16 protein-coding genes are annotated in these 15,536 nt (G+C 44.2%); 6 read left to right on the top strand and 10 right to left on the bottom strand.

Annotation, left to right across the window (positions count from 1 at the left end):
• Nucleotides 1-3: 3 nt before the first annotated feature.
• Both V7L12_RS20365 and V7L12_RS20360 read right to left on the bottom strand, forming a co-directional pair.
• On the bottom strand, nt 4-552 hold the full coding sequence (locus V7L12_RS20365) for an acyltransferase (protein ID WP_335086966.1): 549 nt from the start codon (nt 550-552) through the stop codon (nt 4-6).
• A gap of 105 nt (nt 553-657) precedes the next feature.
• Nucleotides 658-1,062 carry a tetratricopeptide repeat protein gene (locus V7L12_RS20360; RefSeq protein ID WP_335086964.1) on the bottom strand — a complete coding sequence of 135 codons (405 nt, stop codon included), beginning with the start codon at nt 1,060-1,062 and terminating at the stop codon, nt 658-660.
• Between the two features lie 891 nt (nt 1,063-1,953).
• On the opposite strand from V7L12_RS20360, the gene V7L12_RS20355 reads away from it, so the two are divergent.
• The gene (locus tag V7L12_RS20355; RefSeq protein ID WP_012407469.1) at nt 1,954-2,172 is read left to right on the top strand and encodes a DUF4327 family protein; all 219 of its coding nucleotides are present in this window, start codon (nt 1,954-1,956) and stop codon (nt 2,170-2,172) included.
• Nucleotides 2,173-2,256: 84 nt separating this feature from the next.
• Here V7L12_RS20355 and V7L12_RS20350 read toward each other — a convergent pair whose 3' ends face one another.
• From V7L12_RS20350 to V7L12_RS20335, 4 genes are all read right to left on the bottom strand, one after another.
• Nucleotides 2,257-3,540, bottom strand: a complete 1,284-nt coding sequence (locus V7L12_RS20350) for a protein kinase domain-containing protein (RefSeq protein ID WP_335086962.1) — start codon at nt 3,538-3,540, stop codon at nt 2,257-2,259.
• A 225-nt stretch (nt 3,541-3,765) separates the two neighbouring features.
• Nucleotides 3,766-5,760, bottom strand: a complete 1,995-nt coding sequence (locus V7L12_RS20345; RefSeq protein ID WP_335086960.1) for a serine/threonine phosphatase — start codon at nt 5,758-5,760, stop codon at nt 3,766-3,768.
• A gap of 152 nt (nt 5,761-5,912) precedes the next feature.
• The gene (locus tag V7L12_RS20340) at nt 5,913-6,269 is read right to left on the bottom strand and encodes a hypothetical protein (protein WP_335086958.1); all 357 of its coding nucleotides are present in this window, start codon (nt 6,267-6,269) and stop codon (nt 5,913-5,915) included.
• Complete coding sequence (locus V7L12_RS20335; protein ID WP_335086956.1) at nt 6,266-7,081, bottom strand: basic amino acid ABC transporter substrate-binding protein; 816 nt, start codon at nt 7,079-7,081, stop codon at nt 6,266-6,268. Before V7L12_RS20335 ends, V7L12_RS20340 begins: the two co-directional genes overlap by 4 nt.
• A gap of 132 nt (nt 7,082-7,213) precedes the next feature.
• On the opposite strand from V7L12_RS20335, the gene V7L12_RS20330 reads away from it, so the two are divergent.
• Nucleotides 7,214-8,416, top strand: a complete 1,203-nt coding sequence (locus tag V7L12_RS20330; RefSeq protein ID WP_335086954.1) for an aminotransferase-like domain-containing protein — start codon at nt 7,214-7,216, stop codon at nt 8,414-8,416.
• Between the two features lie 125 nt (nt 8,417-8,541).
• Here the strand turns inward: V7L12_RS20330 and V7L12_RS20325 are convergent, their stop codons facing one another.
• The 4 genes from V7L12_RS20325 to V7L12_RS20310 form a co-directional block, all read right to left on the bottom strand.
• Entirely contained in the window at nt 8,542-8,997 is a 456-nt protein-coding gene (locus V7L12_RS20325; RefSeq protein WP_334822499.1) for a hypothetical protein, read from the bottom strand.
• 366 nt (nt 8,998-9,363) lie between these two features.
• A complete protein-coding gene (locus V7L12_RS20320) occupies nt 9,364-9,987 on the bottom strand; it encodes a J domain-containing protein (RefSeq protein ID WP_335086952.1) in 624 nt (207 codons plus the stop codon).
• 257 nt (nt 9,988-10,244) lie between these two features.
• Complete coding sequence (locus V7L12_RS20315; RefSeq protein ID WP_104905353.1) at nt 10,245-10,856, bottom strand: ATP-dependent Clp protease proteolytic subunit; 612 nt, start codon at nt 10,854-10,856, stop codon at nt 10,245-10,247.
• 120 nt (nt 10,857-10,976) lie between these two features.
• Nucleotides 10,977-11,639, bottom strand: coding sequence for an ATP-dependent Clp protease proteolytic subunit (locus V7L12_RS20310; RefSeq protein ID WP_104905354.1), 663 nt, complete (start codon nt 11,637-11,639; stop codon nt 10,977-10,979).
• A 242-nt stretch (nt 11,640-11,881) separates the two neighbouring features.
• Between V7L12_RS20310 and V7L12_RS20305 the strand changes: the two genes are divergently transcribed.
• From V7L12_RS20305 to V7L12_RS20290, 4 genes are all read left to right on the top strand, one after another.
• Complete coding sequence (locus V7L12_RS20305; RefSeq protein WP_335086950.1) at nt 11,882-13,138, top strand: vWA domain-containing protein; 1,257 nt, start codon at nt 11,882-11,884, stop codon at nt 13,136-13,138.
• Nucleotides 13,139-13,150: 12 nt separating this feature from the next.
• Nucleotides 13,151-14,431, top strand: a complete 1,281-nt coding sequence (locus tag V7L12_RS20300; RefSeq protein ID WP_335086948.1) for a vWA domain-containing protein — start codon at nt 13,151-13,153, stop codon at nt 14,429-14,431.
• A 306-nt stretch (nt 14,432-14,737) separates the two neighbouring features.
• Nucleotides 14,738-14,938, top strand: a complete 201-nt coding sequence (locus V7L12_RS20295; RefSeq protein WP_104905357.1) for a hypothetical protein — start codon at nt 14,738-14,740, stop codon at nt 14,936-14,938.
• A gap of 318 nt (nt 14,939-15,256) precedes the next feature.
• Nucleotides 15,257-15,451, top strand: coding sequence for a type II toxin-antitoxin system VapC family toxin (locus V7L12_RS20290; protein WP_335086946.1), 195 nt, complete (start codon nt 15,257-15,259; stop codon nt 15,449-15,451).
• Nucleotides 15,452-15,536 lie beyond the last annotated feature (85 nt).

Below are 15,536 nucleotides of genomic sequence, written 5' to 3'. Positions count from 1 at the left end.
GAGTTAATTTGTAGAAATTATATTTTCTAATAAAAATTTGTTGTAGTTTTCAATAACTCCTGATTTATTTCGATCGCCTATTTTGCGATTACCAACATATATTCCCCAAGGATCTAGGTTTTTTGTGACAACTGAGCCTGCTCCGACTGTAGCCCCTTCGCCAACAGTAACGCCTGGCAAAATGACGCTATTTGCACCGATGACACAAAATTTTCCTATATGTATGGGCGCTCTTTTTGTGTTTCTATACTTTTCGTCAATTGTAGGATTACCAAAACCACATTCTTGAAAATCTTCTGATCCAGTAAAAATTCTTACACCAGAAGATAAACCTGAAAAATCCTCCATTGTAAAACACTCACCTCCTGTTATTGAAGTGAATGATGCAATATGCACGTTGTTACCTATCTTGATTCGTTTTTTAGCATATATAAATACAAAATCATCAATTATGATATTCCTACCGAATTCTATATTTTCTAAACCTATTATTTTTGTATACTCAAAGGTACTGACACTTGGTATCCCATACTTCTCAACAGGTGTTTCCATATCTGTTAACCTCACATTTTGAATAGTTTTTTAATATCGATTCAATAGATAATCGTTTTATTACTTAATTCTTACCTTAGCAATTAAGGAAATAAGCTTATTTATTTACTTAACGCGATCGCTATTTCCCTCTTGCTTTTTAATCTGCTCTAATACAACTTTGTAATCTTGCCGATCGGGGTGTAACTTCACCAGCTTCTCCAAAAGTTCCATCGCACCTTTAGCATCCTTCAATTGCAACCGCACCAAAGACAGTTTTTCTAAAGCAAGTTGGTTTTCTGGTTCCCGTTGTAAAACCAACTCGTAGCCCCGCGCCTGTTGCTGTAATCCTGACTCAGGAGAAGCAGACGCAGTTGCTGGCTTAGGTTGAGTAGCCTGTTGGATTGCTGGAATAACTGCAAATACCGTAGAACCAAAAAACGAGAACATCGACACTATCGTGACAATCTTTTGTCGCCGCTGAATCTGCTTTTTGCGAGTAACTAGGTATTCTTCGTCTGAACCAGCCATGCTTCACATACTTGCTGCGGTAAATACTTAGGTATCAGCAAGCCTCCGTTCTGAGGATACCCATCTGCTCAACAGAAACTAACATCCTCGCTAAAAATTTTTTACACAAACTTCAAATGCTGACTCTGAAGACGGGGGAACTTTATGTTAAACCCATGCTGTACCAACAATTTTGCCATGCGATCGCTCCTATACCTCAAAGCAAAACCCTACTCTGTGCCCTAACAAGCCTTATTCTCTGAGCAAAACATAAAAAGTATATAAAGATTTGCAATTATTTTGCCTAAAGCCAGATGTTTGCGATATCGTAAATAACATTTAAATCAACAGAAAGAGTACACATTCCTACTCAATTGCAAATTTCCCTGTCAGTCAAAAACTTTCAAACTAGCTCGTATCCTATAGCTTCTTCAACAAGCAAGCATATTTTTCCTAATTTAAACAAATAGAATTTTCCCAGTAGTCCTCAGTCACACTACTTAGTGGAACTTCCCTGAGGACTAATTATTCTGCTCGAAGTCCACAATAGATATCTTACGGAAGGTAGTGTTGCACTCTTGCGGAAAAAAGATAGAGGTAAAGAGGAAAAACAAAAGGGGCAAAGGTTAAAGGAAAAAGGGGAAACATAAACATCCCTTACTCCTTCTCCCAAAACTTTTGTCTGGCTTCTGCAAAAAGTTTAAGGAATGCTTGGTAAAATTGGGATTTTCTGGTGGTAATTACCGTACAAAACCGAATTTACCAGTAACTTAGTAGAGTTTGTTATGGTATAGTTAGAAAGTTAAGACTAGCTTTACCAAATTACACCACTCTACGGGCCGGCAACAATTGCAGAATGGGAAGCAGTTTTAATTAAGCATTTACCCACAAAATCAGAATTCAATCGAGGTTATGACTCAGCAAGTGATTCACCCAATGGTGAAATTGCAGCGCAACGTGCAATCACTCATAGAATCGAATATTATCAAGCCAAGCGATAGCATCTGGAAAATCGCTCTGCTCTATGGTAATGAATGGCAGCACTGGAAACAGGAACTCCTTGACTTTGGCTTTAGTATGCAAGACCCAGTTAGTGAATTGCTAGCTGTAGAAACTTGGGATGAGGAGTAGGGAATAGGGGATAAGGGATAGGAATTTTTAATATTCACCACTCCCTAGACGCGATTAATCGCGTCTTTACATACTCCCGACTCTCTAAACTTTGCAAGCACCTAAAGCCGCAGCCAATTCCTTTGCATTTTGATAGCGATCGCGTGGCAATGGTTCTGTAACGCGATCAATCACATTTCTTAATTGGGAACTAATGGTGGGAACTTTTGCCACATCAAACCTGAAGTTTCGCCCTCGTTGGCGGTAATACTTGAAAGGGTTTTCGCCTGTGAGCAAAAAAATCAACGTTGGCCCAATTGCATACAAATCAGATTGAGTTAAAGGTTGTCCTCGTTCTTGTTCAGGAGCGCAGTAACCTTCTGCACCAATTCGAGTACCGGGCGCTGTGCCAATTTCCTTAACTGCGCCAAAATCTAGCACCACGATGCGATTTACTGAACTTCGCACCATTAAATTGGCAGGTTTAATATCGCGGTGAATCAGTGGAGGCTCTTGGCTATGAAGATAGTCTAAAATATCGCAGGTTTGGATCATCCAAGCGATCGCTTGGTTTGGTGTCACTGGGCCAGTGGTATAGACACGTTTTTCTAAATCTTGTCCGTGGATTAGTTCCATTGCCAAGTATTTTTTTCCGCCTTCTACAAAGAAGTCATAATACTTGGGAATTCCAGGATGGTTAAGGGATTTGAGAGTGTGCGCCTCCCGCTCAAATAACTCTTGAGCTTTGACAATTTTCAGCATATCAGCATTCATTTGCTTCAACACCAGCAGTTGTGGCATACCCGCAATCACACCAGCCTCATCCCAAGCGAGATAGGTAGTACCCATACCTCCTTGTCCGAGAGTTTGCAACACCTGATAATGGCGAATTCTCTGCTGGACTGAGAGAGGTTGACCGCAGTGGATGCAAAACAAATTGTTTGGGGAGTTGCCTTCGTGCGTGCAAGTGGAGAATGAATTTGCCAGATTTTTGGCTGAGTAAAGTGTCTCGGCGGCGTTTTCTTCTGTCCCTTGCATTTGTGGCGATCGCAAACCAGTTTCCAGTACTGTTACCTCCTGAATTTGGAATTGCAGTATTGGACCTCCCTGTGCCAATTGCAAAAGGGAATTATCTGGTAACGGACTCTGAAGTACAAGGATACCGTTGAGAAAAGTCCCATTTGTACCCTGACTAATCAGCTGCCAAGCATCGCCATTGCTAGCGTCACCGACTTTTCTCAGTTCTAGATGATGCCGCGAAACTAAACTATCAGTTAAAACAACGTGATTATCTGCCGCTCGACCAATCCGAATTATGGAGGAGTTCTCAAAGCACCACTGCTGAAGGGGAGTTTTCTGTTGCGGTTCTAACAGGGTCAGACTAACCACAATACAACCTACAAGGTAAATGGATTAGGGAATGGGGCATTGGGCATTGGGGATTGGGCATTGGGCATTAAACTTATACGTAAATTAGGCTTTAACCCTTGATTTATACAGCTTTGAGCTAATTCGCATTGCTCCCATTGGGAATTGGTGATTGTTCTTTCTTCTTATTCCCCATGCCCACTTGCCCTGAGCTAAGCCGAAGGGATGCCCTATGCCCAGTTATGATTAACTTTCCAGATTTGGGCGTACTTTTGCCCGAACAAGTATACCAGTAATATTGTCGTGACCGTTGTGTTGATTTGCCAAATCAATTAAATCTGTAACGCCCCGTTCTAAGTTAACGCCAGAACTAAGTAAGGGTTCTAAGTGAGTCTGCCAATGGGTTTCTAGTAAATCATTATCTGATAGACCGTCCGATGCCAACAGCAGAAGAGTATCTTCATTGATGTCGAAAAAGCCTACGTCGGGATTAATCGAGTTTTCATCACGAGGTCCCAAGGCTTGGGTAAGTTGGTAGGCATCTGGACGGGCGTAAGCTATGCTTGCTTCCACTCCTCGGTTAATTTCCCGTTGCCCAACTTCGTGATCTACTGTGACTTGTTCCAGTCCCTGCTTACGCGTCAGGCGATAGAGACGGCTATCTCCCACATGAGCAACTGCTGCTTGAGTATCTTGAATTAAAAGCATTACTAAAGTTGTACCCATACGCCCAACTCCAGAACGGGCATCTTGTTGATTGAGCTTGTAAATCGCCTCATTAGCTAAATACACTGCCTCCCGAATGCTATCTTCTGTTGGCAGCTGGTTGGCAATCCAGTGTTCTTGAAAGTATTGCCGTAGGGTGTTGACTGCTAACTCGCTGGCTATCTCGCCGCCAGCGTGTCCACCCATACCATCACAAAGAATATACAAACCATGCCCTTCTAAGACTCGACTTTTGGGGAACTCCAGTTTCTGAATTTTGGTTTCAATACCAAAGTTGTCTTCGTTATGATGACGTTGACGCCCTACATCTGTGCGCCCTGCATCTTCTAAGCTACTTAACTGCATCGCCAGCACAACAGTTGGCATATCATCAGTTTTGCTAATGATATCTTCTAACTCATCTAATTGCGGGATGATGGACACAGCAGTATTTTTCTCCTTTATTGGGGGCAAAGTTGCGCTTCCTAGTGCTTCCAGTTCAACAGAAATTTCCTCCAAACGCGATCGCAATTGGGCGATCGTCTGAATCTTACCTAACTCTAAATCCCCCAACATCTGGACTACAGAGCCAAATTGAGTCCGTTGCGACTGTCTAAATAGTGCTTGCCAAACCCGTCCCAAAGCTTGGATAGTTAACGGCTCCTCTGGAATGGCAGATGTTTGGGCTTGGGCATCTTCTGGCGACTCCGTGGCGGGCTGAGAATTCGATGATTCCACATACAACCTTTGTAGCGCCAACGTTTGGTCTTCATCCAATCGCAAATTCGACAAATCTAAAAGGCTTTGACGACAATTTACTGGTTCCAATACTGCCCAAAGTTGGGTCATTTCATAACACCAGTGTAAAATTTTTAACGAACTGGTTGTTTCTTCTTGCCACAGGTCGAGTAAATGCTGCCAATCCGAGCGGTTTTCGATTATTAATACCTGTATATCACCTTGCTGCCATGCATCATGAATCGGCGGTATCCCCCGCTCACCTTGGGATTGTAAAGCAATATAAAGTTTAGCAAGGCGAGGAATCTCACTCGCTTCTACTGATGGCGTTAGCAAATCTGATTCCTGACTTGCTAGTATTGCCTCAATGGGTGATATTTGATACGGCTGACAGTCTAGAACTCTCACACCCACATCAGTAATAATGGCAGTTTCCGTCTGGGCAAGTGGCGTATCTAACAATTGATAGCGCTCTTGGGAGTCTAAATAGGAACCTAATGTAATTTCAGAACTAGGTGATGTAGGAGATGAGGAGGGTATTGCTTGCTCATCTCCCTCACCTCCAACATCTCCTACATCCCCTTCTACTCTCAAAGCTTCCCCAGTCGTTTCTTTAGCAATAATTGCCCAAAACACTGTTCCACATTCTGTGTCACAGTTATGACAACGTAGTGCATTCACTGGTACATCATCGGTACTGCATTCAGGACAGACCTTGTGAGTCAGGGACGTGCCACAGTTTTGACAGAATTTATTGCTATTGGGGTTTTCAAATTTACACTGAGGGCAAATCAGCATAGTGGAAATTCCTTTATTCCCGTTCGTTCCAAGGTGCTTCTAGCCATTAAGATCCAAGGTGCCACAATTGGCTGTCCCTGACTACAGTAGATTGTAGTTTATCAATGAATTTTGGTGGCAGTATTAATTGTGACGCATATTAGATAAATATTTCATATATTGGCAGGTAATTCCTTATAAATGGTGAATGGCGAATGGGGAATGGGGCATGGGGCATAGACCTCTTGCACAAATAACAACCCCATCCTGCCAAAGCTACGCTTTGTCTCCCCTCCCCAAAGCATCGGGGAGGGGATTAAGGGGAGCCAGTGCGGTCTTCTCCCAAGGGGAGACGCCAAGGGCGATAGCGCAGCGTTAGCGAGTCTGCGAGCGTCTGGGGTTTCCCCAAGTGGAGCATCTGGCGTGTGGGGTGTTAGGGAATTTTGCAAGATATCTAATGGAGAAGATGATGGGGATGAGGAAGAAGCAGGGGAGAAGGGTTTCCCCAATGCCCAATGCCCAATTGTCAAGAGTTTGGCAATTGTGGAGGTTCAGTGTCAAACCATTTTTGATAAATTTGCTTGTAATTGCCATTGGATAACAAAGTCGCTATACCTTTGTTAATTGCATCCAAATGGGGGGAATTCTTGGGCATAGCAATCCCGTAGTATTCTTCAGTGAGCAAATCAGCAACAACTCTGATGCCTTTGAGTTTGCCATTTTTAATCGCATACAAAGTTGCGAAAGCATCACTAACCACAGCATCAACATTGCCATTGAGTAAGTCTTGGAAAAATTCTGGCCCAGAATTAAAAGTACTAATTTTGGCGTTGGAGATGGTTTTGGCAAAATCTGCCCCAGTGGAACCAATTTGGACAGCAATTTTTTTGCCTTTGAGACTATTGAAGTCTTTAATATTTTGATTGTCTTCGCGGACAGTAATCGCAAGTCCGGCTTTAAAATAAGGTCGTGAAAAAGCAATTGTTTTCAGGCGTTCTGCGGTAATTGTGATTCCACTAATTGCTGCATCAACTCTTTTAGCTTGTAAGGTCGAGATCATGCCATCAAAGGGCAGACTTTCAAACTGGACTGCAAAACCTGCTACTTTAGCGATGCCTGCGGCGGGTGACGCCAACGCATTCATCAAATCAATATCAAAACCTTCTAACTTACTGTCAGCTGTTTGAAATTCAAAAGGGACAAAGGTGGGGTCTGTGGCCACCTTGAGAGGTTTAGCGTCTGGGTTAGTAGCGGGATATAAACTCTGACAGGCAATAATCAGTAGTAGGCAGCTTAAGCTTAGAATTAGCTGCTGCCACTTGAAGTTAATTAATTTCACCATAGTAATTTTGTTCTAGTAATTCAATATTTACGATACTTGTCATGATGTTATAAGAAAGAATACATACGTATGACTTTTCGCTAATTGCCTTTGTGTGTGTTCTATATTCTGACTCCCAATTTTGAATTGCTTATGGCTTCTACCACTTCTGCTTACCAAATTGCTGATTTGTTCGCCGAACGAGCTAGAAAGCTAGCACCACCAACCTATGGTACAGAGTTAACCAAAATCATCACCGTCAGCTTTGCCTATGGTCTCGCTGACCCAATTCTCTTTCCCCATGCTGACTTGTCTGCTGCAAGTGCTGCTGTACTGGCAGAAGAAGCTCCGATCGCTCTCAATTACGGGCCCCCTTCAGCCCAACTTTATGAACAAATAATCCTCCGCTTGCAAGCTCAAGGAATCCCTGCTGATCGCGATCGCCTGATCGTTGGCTACGGTTCCGGTCAGATTTTGCGTTTGCTACCAGATGTGTTTGTTGAACCTGGTGATGTCGTAATTGTGGAAGGGCCAACCTTTTTGGAAGTAGTTAATAGATTTGTCCAGGCTGGCGCACGCCTAATTACCATTCCTGTAGACGAATTGGGAATGGATGTGGATGCGTTAGAAGAAACTTTGAGCGACTTGAAGAAACAGGGCATTCGACCCCGGTTTATTTACACGATTCCCACTTTTCATAATCCTACAGGCGCTACTATGCCGTTATCTCGCCGCGAAAAACTGGTAGCGTTAGCGGCTGAGTATGGCGTGTTGGTCGTGGAAGACGATGCTTACAGCGATTTGCGCTTCCAAGGCGAAGCTGTGCCATCGTTGGCAAGCCTTGATAAGGAAGGGTGGGTGTTATACGTGAATACTTTCTCGAAAATCATTGCGCCTGGTATCAGATTAGGCTGGGCTTGTGGCGATCCAGCAATTATTGAGCGGTTGGCAATGTTCAAAAGTGAAGGACCTGTGGGGCCATTTGTCAGCCATGTGGTTGGCCGCTACTGTGCTACAGGCAAACTAGATTATCATATTCAGGAGCTAATCGCCTGGTACAAGCATAAGTGTAATTTGTTGTTAGAAGCGATCGCTCAAGAGTTTCCTAGTGATGTAGTTGCTTTGCGACCAGGTGGTGGCTTTTTCGTTTGGTGTAAATTGCCGCCAGACATCAGCGCCAAAGCACTCCTAACTGCTGCCAATGAACAGGGCATCAGCTTTCTGCCAGGAACTCGCTGCTACGCTAATGGACAGGGAGATGATGCCATCAGGTTAGCTTTTAGCTTTCAACCAACTAAGAAGATTGTCGAGGGAATCGCTACCTTGGGAGCAGTGCTGCGCGGATGGCAGCGATGATCGTACCAATTTTAGATTTTGTAGAAAGTCCGATCAAAGGAAACCTCCGGTCAGACTTTCCAACTTCCGAACTGTAGCAATTCACAAACCGCTCTCTCCTTTCCACATCCGGTGAAAAGTCACGCTCAGTACCAGTTAGTGCGGGTCACGACGGTTCCAGTGCCGCAGACTAAAGCAGCGCGGGAGAGGCGGCCACTGAGGTTACTGCCGACCTTCGTGTAGGCAAAGTTAATGCCCGGATCGACGGTCTCGCCAACATAGTCCCAGCTGCTGGGGTTGGGGTTACTGCTCCGAGTGCGATCGAGGTAGACCTTGCAGTAGGGCGGTGCGTTGTCGATTCGCGCGAATGAACCGCATTGGCCGCTGTAGAAGTACTTCAGCGTTATGTTGCTTCCAGCCCAGGTTGCCTTCTTACTCTGCTGGAGGTTGTAACGGCAGGGCGTGGACTCCGGGTAGCGACCTTCATAAGGGTAGTTTGGATAGCCCGGACTGTTGAACGGCGCAGCCTGAGCGGCGGTCGCAAATGCTAGCGATGTGGAGATGAATAGGCTGACAACCCTGGTGATTGTTCTGATCCCCATGAGTGATTTCCAAATTCAATTTTATATTTACTTACTAGATTAATTGTTTATAGTAAATAGGCAGAAAAATTTCCAAATATGTAACAAAAATCTCAAGTAATTAACCCTCTTTAATCACTCTGGAAAAAGAAAAATAAGAGCTTATTTTTCAACTGTAAATAAAGCGATAATTGAAGCGTTTATTTTCTAACAGAATCCTAAAATCAAGGTTTTTGGTAAAAGTTTTATACTCAGAACCAGTCCTTTCAAGGTGAATCAGCATTTTTTTGGGAATTTATTTAACTGCATTAGTCGCAGGTAACACAAAAATAAGAAGAATTCTTGTCCAAAAATTTTATCCGTCTTGAAAAGGCTAATTTTGAATCTTTAAAAAATTTGCTCCAAGCGCTGGAAATCACGCTGGACTTCATACCAAAGACTTTTATTATGTGGGTCTGTTTTCAAGGCTTTTTTGAGATAAATTCTGGCTTTGAGTAGTTGTTTTTCGGAAATTAGCGCCCGTCCCCAAATTTGATAGGCGATCGCTAGCCATTGACGAACTTCTGCATCTGTTGACAAACGTTCTGCTAAAGCTTCCGCCAGGGCGATCGCTTGCGGAAATCGTCTTTCTTGCAAAAATCGCTGCAATTGCTCATAAGTCTTCCACTTCAGCCGTTCTTCTATTTCCAACAGATTCGGCGGCTTTGGTTTCCCTGATTCTTGGCTTGTCACCGTTGTTACTGGTGTTTTTTGCCGTTGCGTTGCCTTGGCGTCGTCACATCCAGACGTTGACACCTGACTTGAATGTGCGCCAATTTCCTCTGGTAGTACTACCGTCAGCAGGAGTTTGTAAGCCTCTGTCAAGGCAATAAACTTATCTTTGGCTTTGTTGTCATCTGGGTTGATATCGGGATGATATTGCTGCGCCAGTCGTCGGTAAGACGCTTTGATGTCAGCAAAAGAAGCTCCCGATCTTAAACCTAGCAAACGGTAGCAATCTCCAAGATCCATCTTGAGCTATCAGCTATCGAATATTTAGCTATTGGCTATTATCTGTCAATATCAGCTTCAAGCCCGGACTATTAATGATAAAGGCTAATTTTCTATTTTAAAGTTCAATGTTGACAGTTTGTTCAGGGAAGGGCATTGGGTACAAGAGGCAGGGGTGCACAGGGGCAGAGGGGTAAACTTACTGCAACTTCTCCTCGGTCACTGAGCGTAGCCGAAGTGCTGCTCCCCTGCTCCCCTGCTCCCTGCCCCCTGCCTTCCTACTCCCCAGTTACTACGGAGGTTCGGTCTTCAATCACGCGGTCAATTAAACCGTATTGTTTTGCCTCTTCAGCAGACATGAAAAAGTCACGATCCATATCTTTTTCAATTTTTTCTATGGTCTGACCTGTTTTATCAGCATAAATCCCATTGAGCTGGTGACGAATCCGCAGAATCTCTCTAGCTTCAATTTCGATATCGGTTGCTTGTCCACGGGTACCACCTGAAGGCTGGTGAATCATAATCCGTGAGTGAGGCAATGCTATGCGTTTGCCTTTGGTGCCAGCTGCCAGCAGGAAAGACCCCATTGAAGCAGCTAAACCCACGCAAATAGTCACTACATCTGATTTGATATGTTGCATGGTGTCAAAAATAGCCATGCCAGATGTAACCATCCCACCGGGGGAATTGATGTATAAATAAATATCTTTACCTGGATCATCTGAGTCCAGATACAGCATTACCGCGATAATTTGATTGGCAATTTCATCATCAATATCTCGCCCCAAGAATATAATCCGTTCCCGGTAAAGGCGATCGTAGATGCTAATCCAATCTGTATATTGTCCACCGGGCATCCGGTAAGGAACTTTAGGAACGCCTATAGGCATAATTTACTCCGTTTTTAATTAGTCATTACTCATTAGTCATTGGTCATTAGTCATTGGTCATTGGTCATTAATAATTTTTGGTTATTAACAAAAGATAAAAGACGAATGACAAAAGACAAATTAAAGGACACTGGCAGGGAGTGGGGGATTTGCGAGTTCTTCTTTCTCAAAAACTCGGTCAATCAGCCCGTATTCCTTTGCTTCGTAGGGTGTCAGATATAACAGCCGATCCATGTCTTTAATAATTTTTTCTGGGGTCTGTCCAGTGGTTTGATGCAAGATATCAACTAACGCCCCTTTATTTACCAAAACTTCCCTAGCGCGAATTTGAATATCCGTTGCTTGACCTTGGGCGTAGCTCTTAGGCTGATGCAGGATAATCGAGGAGTGAGGCAAACTAGCGCGGCAACCTTTTGTACCAGCACTGAGGAGCATCGCTGACATACCCATCGCGGAACCGACGCAGATGGTGTGGATCGGAGGCTTGATATATTTCATGGTGTCATAAATGGCGAAGGCTTCGGTTTCAAAGCCAATCGGTTCGCCACTGTAACCGGAAGTGCCGGTGGAGTTGATATAGATTTTTATCGGTTTTTCGGGGTCGTCGGATTGCAAAAACAGCAATTCGGCTACGATTAATTCCGTGACAGCAGGTACCAGTGGCATCCCAATGTAGACAATTCGCTCCTTCAATAAGAGGGAAGGTAAATCTGGCGGTGGTGTCCGGTAAAAGTTATCGCCGTAATATGGGGCTTGAACAGCCTTAATTGGGGAAATGTCCATAGCAACTGATCGCCTGAAACTATGCCGTTAACTGTAATACATCCTAGCGCGATGCCAGTCTTCCTTAAGGTGCGGATTTCTCCCTAATGCTAAAGGCGGCTTCGCATCTGCCAATGCTTGGCTTCTAAGATATTCTGATTATATTAGTGTATTTGTATTGGATAGGTTTTCCGTAGAGCTAAAGTGGTGCTTTGAAGTTATTTTTTAGTATGTATGTATATCCTGAATAGGGACTCTGAGTTATGAAGGTTAATTTGCAGCCTGCCTTGAATGATGGTAATTTGGACGCAAATCAACTGAACAGTCAACGTCAGTTGGGAATTTCGATTTCGGCGATCGCAGAGACTCAAGACCGCCATGTACCCTTGAATTTATGCTTAATTCTCGATCATAGTGGTTCGATGAACGGGCGATCGCTAGAAACGGTGAAAAAAGCAGCAATTCGTCTGGTAGATAGACTCAATCCGGGCGATCGCCTCAGTGTGGTAGTTTTCGATCACCGTGCCAAAGTCTTAGTACCCAGTCAAAGTATCGAAAATCCAGAGAAGATCAAACAGCAAATTAATCGCCTAGCTGCCGATGGGGGAACTGCGATTGATGAAGGACTGCGTTTGGGGATTGAGGAGTTAGCAAAGGGGAAAAAAGATACTGTTTCCCAAGCCTTTTTGTTAACTGATGGGGAAAATGAACACGGTGATAACAATCGCTGTTTGAAATTTGCCCAATTGGCTGCTAGCTATAATTTGACTTTAAATACTTTGGGATTTGGTGACAACTGGAACCAAGATGTTTTAGAAAAAATTGCCGATGCTGGCTTAGGTACTTTATCTTATATTCAAAAACCCGAACAGGCAGTGGAAGAGTTTAATCGCCTGTTCAGCCGCATTCAAACTGTGGGATTGACTAATGCTTATCTCTTATTTTCCCTAATGCCCAATGTCCGGCTAGCAGAACTCAAACCCGTCGCCCAAGTTTCTCCAGACACAATTGAGTTACCACTGCAACAAGAAGTTGATGGACGTTTCGCTGTGCGGTTGGGAGATTTAATGAAAGATGCAGAACGGGTAATCTTAGCTAATATTTATTTGGGACAATTGCCAACAGGTGAACAAGCGATCGCTAATCTGCAAGTCCGCTACGATGACCCTGCCGCCAACAAAGTAGGTTTAGTTACACCAAGTATCCCAGTTTATGCCCATGTAGTCAAAAATTATCAAGCAGACCCGAATCCCCAGGTGCAGCATTCTATTTTAGCATTAGCTAAGTATCGCCAAACCCAGCTAGCGGAAACGAAATTGCAACAGGGCGATCGCACTGGTGCGGCGACGATGTTACAAACGGCTGCGAAAACTGCCTTGCAAATGGGAGATACTGGGGCGGCGACGGTGTTGCAAACTTCTGCCACCCAGCTACAATCTGGTGGAGATTTATCCGAAAGCGATCGCAAGAAAACCAGAATTGTCTCTAAAACAGTTTTGCAAGATACCCCTCCCCAGTAAACTCAGGTTTAGATGAAAGTTAAATTGCTCTCGGCGTTAAATGACAATAATGTTGATCTGGCTCAAACAAGTAGCCAACGTCAACTAGCAATGACGATTTTTGCAATCGCTGGTGAGCTTGACCAAAATCTCCCCCTGAATCTCTGCTTGATTTTGGATAGAAGTGGTTCCATGCATGGACAACCAATTAAAACGGTGATCCAGGCGGTGGAAGGATTAATAGACAGGTTGAAAGTAGGCGATCGCATCTCGGTTGTGGCTTTTTCTGGTTCTGCGGAAGTCATTATCCCTAACCAAGCGATTGAAGACCCCGAAAGCATCAAATCTCAAATAAAAAGCAAACTCAGCGCTAGCGGTGGTACTGCGATCGCTGATGGTTTGGAATTGGGAATTACAGAACTGATGAAGGGTACAAGAGGCGCTGTTTCCCAGGCGTTTCTGCTGACGGATGGACATGGTGAAAGCGGTTTGCGGATTTGGAAATGGGATATTGGGCGAGATGACAACAAGCGCTGTCTTAAACTGGCGCAAAAGGCTGCCAAGCTGAACCTGACTATCAATACTTTTGGATTTGGTAATAGCTGGAATCAGGATTTGCTAGAAAACATTGCCGATGTCGGTGGTGGCACTCTAGCCCATATTGAACATCCTGAACAAGCTGTGGAGCAGTTTAGTCGGCTGTTTGGGCGGATTAAATCGATTGGGCTAACTAATGCCTACTTGCTGTTATCTCTAGTGCCCAATGTGCGATTAGCAGAACTTAAACCTATTGCCCAAGTTGCCCCAGACACAATTGAGTTACCAGTAGAACCCGATGCTGATGGTAGCTTTGCTGTGCGTTTGGGAGATTTGATGCAGGATGTAGAACGGGTAGTTTTGGCAAACATTTATCTGGGACAATTGCCAGAAGGTAAACAAGCGATCGCTCATCTACAAATCCGTTACGATGACCCGTTAGTTAATGAACAAGGTTTACTTTCGCCTCTGGTGCCAGTGTATGCAGATGTGGTGCGGGCGTATCAACCAGATTCTAATCCCCAGGTGCAACAGTCAATTTTAGCATTAGCGAAGTATCGCCAAACCCAGTTAGCTGAGGCGAAATTGCAACAAGGCGATCGCACTGGTGCAGCAACGATGTTGCAAACGGCTGCTAAAACCGCCTTACAAATTGGAGATAAAGGGGCAGCGACAGTGTTGCAAACTTCTGCCACTCGCTTGCAAGCTGGAGAAGAACTTTCCGAAGCAGACCTCAAGAAAACTAGGATTGTATCAAAGACTGTTTTACAGGAATAGTAAAAATTCAGCCTTGCTGATTAACGGGTATGCAAGTTTCGCGCCAAGACGCAAAGTGATAAAAAATATTTTATTCCTCAATTGAGCAACAAAGTAGTCGCATATTCCTAATTTAACGTGAGATCGATAAACCTCTCCCTGCCTTGAACTAAAGTTCAAGGCTGTCCCTCTCCGAGTCGGAGAGGGACGATTTTGCGTAGTAAAATCAGGGAGAGGTCTTTTTGATTGAGCTAATTAAGCGGACACTATATAAGCCGTCGAATTCACGTTAACTTATCGATTAACAACCAGCGAAGAGTTTGACTTATGCTGATCCAGAAGATTGTCCAAGAATTGCAAGACATCCCTGAAGACAAACTAGCAGAACTTTATGATCTAATTCACTACTTTCGGCTAGGTTTAAGTCAAGAACGTACACAACCCCGCACCCCTGGTTTATTAAAAGGACAACTCGGCGATGCTTTCTTTGAACCACTACCAGAAGATGAACTCCAGCAATGGGAATGAGCTACCTCATCGACACCCATATCCTGCTGTGGTGGCTCTTTGACGACCCAAAACTCCACACCGACTGCCGAGACATCATTCGCAACCCAGATCATCGCATTATTAGACCTCTTGCATAAATCAAAAATAAGAACCCCACCCCGCCAAAGCTACGCTTTGTCTCCCCTCCCGAAGAGCGGGGAGGGGTTGGGGGTGGGGTGTTAGGGACTTTTGCAATAGGTCTATTGTCAGCAGTGCTTCTGCTTGGGAAATTGCCACTAAATACCGGATGGGTAAACTACCCGAAGCCAAACAACTTGTTGAGCAATATTCACTAGATTGCATCAGGCTAAATTTATTGAACTTGCCATCACCACAGCCCATGCACTCAGAGCCGGAAGCCTACCGATTGCCCACCGAGATCCCTTTGATCGCATGATTATGGCTCAGGCTGAACTCGAAAGTTTAACTGTAATCACCTACAACAAAGCCTTCCAGACTGGACTGATTCAGGTAATTCCCGACCTCAAGTAAAGCAAAGTATCGCCAAACCCAGTTAGCCGAGGCGAAATTGCAACAAGGCGATCGCGCTAGTGCAGCCACAATGCTGCAAACAGCA

The organism is Nostoc sp. (assembly GCF_036918245.1).
Classification (GTDB): domain Bacteria; phylum Cyanobacteriota; class Cyanobacteriia; order Cyanobacteriales; family Nostocaceae; genus Nostoc.
This window is presented reverse-complemented; position numbering and strand designations above follow the sequence as displayed.